Origin of the sequence: Sandarakinorhabdus rubra (assembly GCF_010994245.1) — a bacterium.
Taxonomy (GTDB): domain Bacteria; phylum Pseudomonadota; class Alphaproteobacteria; order Sphingomonadales; family Sphingomonadaceae; genus Sandarakinorhabdus; species Sandarakinorhabdus rubra.
Genome location: NZ_WMHO01000289.1, coordinates 1 through 2,674, shown reverse-complemented (window position 1 = coordinate 2,674; position 2,674 = coordinate 1). Strand labels below are relative to the sequence as shown.

The window sequence follows — 2,674 nt, the reverse complement described above, 5'->3', positions numbered from 1 at the left end:
TCGCCGGCTTTGGCCCGGTGCTCACCGAGGCCGCGCCGGGCGGGCTGACCCGGGTGCGGCTGGGGCCGTTCGCTGCCGAGGGGCTGGCCAATGCCGCGCTGGCGCAGGTGCGCGCTGCCGGCTATGCCGAGGCCCGTCTGATTCCCCCCATCAATTCCCGCTGATCGAGGACTGAACCGTTGATGCGCTTTTCTGTTCCTGCCCTTCTTGCCGTTGCCGCCGCCAGCTCTGCCCAGGCCAAGGCGCCCGCCTATGACACCGCTGCCCCAATCGCCTATCTCAAGGACGTGCAAACGGGACGCGTGCTGTTTGCCAAGGAGGCTGACAAGCGCATCCCGCCCGCCTCGATGGGCAAGATGATGAGCGTCTATGTTGCCTTCAAGCTGATCAAGGCTGGCGAGGCCAGCCTTGATCAGAAGGTGCTGGTGCGCCCCGAAACCTGGAAGAAGTGGAACAACCAGGGCAGCACCATGTTCCTGGAAGTGAACAGCCAGGTAAGCGTGGAAAACCTGCTGCACGGCATCGTCACCCTGTCGGGCAATGATGCCTGCGTCGTGCTGGCCGAAGGGCTGGGCGGCACCGAGGCCAATTACGTTGCGTTGATGAACCGCGAGGCGCAGCGGCTGGGCCTGAAGAACAGCCATTTCGCCAACACCAATGGCTGGCCCGATCCGAACGAATATGTGACCGCCCGCGATCTCGCCACCATCGCGGAGGCCACGATCCGCGACTTCCCCGATCTTTATGCCCGCTTCTACCAGAAGGAGGGCTTCACCTGGGGCAAGACCATGGGATCGGGGCAGGACATCACCCAGTCCAACCGCAATCCGCTGCTGGGCAAGGTGCCGGGCGCCGATGGCCTGAAGACCGGCCATACCGAGGAGGCCGGCTACGGCTTCACCGGTTCGGCCATCCAGAACGGCCGGCGGTTGGTGATGGTGGTGGCCGGCCTGCCGAGCTTTGGCGAGCGGGTGTCGGCCAGCGTCGATTTCATGAACTGGGGCTTTGCTGCCTGGCAGAATGTGCCGTTGGGCAAGAAGGGTCAGAGCCTGGGCAAGGTGGCGATCGAGGACGCCGCCGAACCAACGATCTCCGCAGTGGCCGGGCGTGACCTGTACGTGACGCTGCCGCGCGGCTTTGGCATGGAGCGCAAGACCAGTGTCGAAGGCCTGCCCGGCCTGAAGGCGCCGCTGAAGGCCGGCCAGCAGGTGGGCAATCTGGTGGTGACGATGCCGGGCCAGGCGCCGGTGAAGGTGCCGCTGGTGACGCCCGTCGCCATCGAGGAGGCGGGCATTTTCCGCCGCGCCCTCAACTGGATGATGAGCTTCTTCTCCTGATGCAGCGGGGTCGCTTCATCACGCTGGAAGGCGGGGAGGGGAGCGGCAAGTCCACGCAGGGGCGCCTGCTGGCCGACCATCTGCGAGGCAAGGGCCACGAGGTGGTGTTGACCCGTGAACCGGGCGGCACGCCGGGCGCCGAAGCGATCCGCGCACTGGCGGTGACCGGCGAGCCTGACCGCTGGATGCCGTGGAGCGATGCGCTGCTGATGACCGCCGCGCGGGTGGACCATGTCGAGCGCGTGATCCGCCCGGCGCTCGGCCGTGGGGCCACCGTGGTGTGCGACCGCTTCATCGATTCGACCCGCGCCTATCAGGGTGCCGGGCGCGGCCTGCCCGATGCCGCGCTCTGCCGCCTGCACGATGATGCCGTGGGCCTGTGGCCGGATCTCACACTGGTGCTGCTGCTCGATGAAGCCGATGGCCTGCGGCGGGCTGCGGCGCGCGGGAGCGCAGAGGCGCGGTTCGAGGCCATCGGGGCCGCGTTTCACGCCCGCGTCCAGGGCTTCTTCGTCGCGCTGCCGGCGGCAGAACCTGCCCGCTGCCGCTCCATCGATGCCAGCGGCAGCATCGCCGCGGTCTCCGCGCGCATCATCGCGGCGCTGGCATGACGCTGATCGGCCACCAGGCCCAGGTGGCGGCCTTCATGGCGGCCTTTGGCGACGGCGGCCGGCCGCACCATGCTTGGCTGCTCACCGGGCAGAAGGGGCTGGGCAAGGCGCTGTTCGCGCGCGAAGCCGCCACCTGGCTGCTGGCTGGGGCGCCGGCCGGAGCGGATTTCAGCGTGCCGGCCGATGCCGAGGCCGCTCGGCTGATGGCGGCCGGCTCGCACCTCGATTTTCGGCTGATCGAGCGGACACCCGCCAAGACCGGCAAGCTGCGTGCCGAGATCGTGATTGGCCAGATCGCGCGCCGCCCGGACAGCGAGGGCCAACCGCTGCGCGAGTTCCTGGCCGGCACGCCGATGCTGGGCGCGCGCCGGGTGGTGGTGATTGACGCTGCCGAGGACATGAACCGTAACACCGCCAATGCCCTACTGAAGAATCTCGAGGAACCGTCTGAGAACACGATCTTCCTGTTGGTCAGTCACCTGCCCGGCCGGCTGTTGCCCACCATCCGCTCGCGCTGCCGCGCCTTGCGCTTCTCGCGCCTGCCCGATGCCGACGTGGCAAGGGTGCTGGCGGCCGCCGATCTGTCGGGCGAGGACGAGGCATTGCTGCTCCGCCTTGCGGAAGGCTGCCCGGGCCGCGCCGTGGCGCTGGGAGAGGCAGGCATCACCGCACTGGAGCGCGAGCTGGCGGCGCTGGCCGGACTGCCGGTGGAGCGCGCCAACCCGG

4 protein-coding genes are annotated in these 2,674 nt (G+C 68.7%); all 4 read left to right on the top strand.

Features of this window, described 5'->3' with window-relative positions:
* The first annotated feature begins 17 nt into the window (after positions 1-17).
* Entirely contained in the window at positions 18-164 is a 147-nt protein-coding gene (locus GJV64_RS13500) for an SPOR domain-containing protein (RefSeq protein WP_268920649.1), read from the top strand.
* Positions 165-182: 18 nt separating this feature from the next.
* Complete coding sequence (locus GJV64_RS13495) at positions 183-1,337, top strand: D-alanyl-D-alanine carboxypeptidase family protein (RefSeq protein ID WP_164157883.1); 1,155 nt, start codon at positions 183-185, stop codon at positions 1,335-1,337.
* Entirely contained in the window at positions 1,337-1,948 is a 612-nt protein-coding gene (gene tmk / locus GJV64_RS13490; RefSeq protein ID WP_164157882.1) for a dTMP kinase, read from the top strand. Before GJV64_RS13495 ends, tmk begins: the two co-directional genes overlap by 1 nt.
* A partial coding sequence (locus GJV64_RS13485; protein WP_164157881.1) for a DNA polymerase III subunit delta' occupies positions 1,945-2,674 on the top strand: 730 nt, incomplete at its 3' end. The genes tmk and GJV64_RS13485, both read left to right, overlap by 4 nt.

Coding starts and splice junctions, on each gene's coding strand:
- GJV64_RS13495 (WP_164157883.1), top strand. CDS start 183: ATGCGCTTTTCTGTTCCTGCCCTTCTTGCCGTTGCCGCCGCCAGCTCT.
- tmk (WP_164157882.1), top strand. CDS start 1,337: ATGCAGCGGGGTCGCTTCATCACGCTGGAAGGCGGGGAGGGGAGCGGC.